This is a genomic window from Ralstonia sp. VS2407 (genome assembly GCF_052950655.1).
In genome coordinates this window covers 1-511 of sequence record NZ_JBRFVG010000156.1, presented here as the reverse complement: position 1 = coordinate 511, position 511 = coordinate 1, and the positions used below count along the sequence as shown (strand labels likewise).

1 protein-coding gene is annotated in these 511 nt (G+C 59.5%); it reads right to left on the bottom strand.

Going from position 1 to position 511, the window contains the following annotated elements; genetic code table 11:
• Nucleotides 1-511, bottom strand: a 511-nt coding sequence (locus ACU8YE_RS24370; protein WP_446929951.1) for a hemagglutinin repeat-containing protein, incomplete at both ends; no start/stop codon positions are given.

The following is a 511-nucleotide window of genomic DNA, read 5'->3' as shown; positions in this document are numbered from 1 at the left end:
GTCAGGTTGTTGCCAGCCGCCACCGTCGTGTTGGTCTGCGTAACGCTGTCCCCGTTGCCTTGACCATGTGCGTTCGAGCCGTTAGCAAAAACGCTGATGCCCGTGTTCTTTCCCACCCCGATCGCGACGCCAGCATTCCAGCCGGTCGAACTGTTCGAACTCGTATTCTGCTCCGTACTCTGGGCGCTTTGCAGCGTAATCGCGTTGTTGGCATCGAGCACGACGTTCTTGCCGAGCACCGACGCTCCGGTCATCGCAATGTTCCCGGTACCCGCCTGGGCGTTTCCGTTCGCGTCCGGCGTGCCGGTCGCGATAATGGATACGTTGCCGTTACCGATGATCGACGAACCTTTCGCATCCGAGATCGATGTCGTCGAATTGCTGCTGCTATGGCTCGATCCGATGCTTAGCTGCACCTGCACACCCTTTGCGGCATCGCTCACGTTTCCGTTCGACAGGGCATTGGCGGCATCCTTGATCCCGCCACGGTTCTGGTATGCCTGTTCGGCTG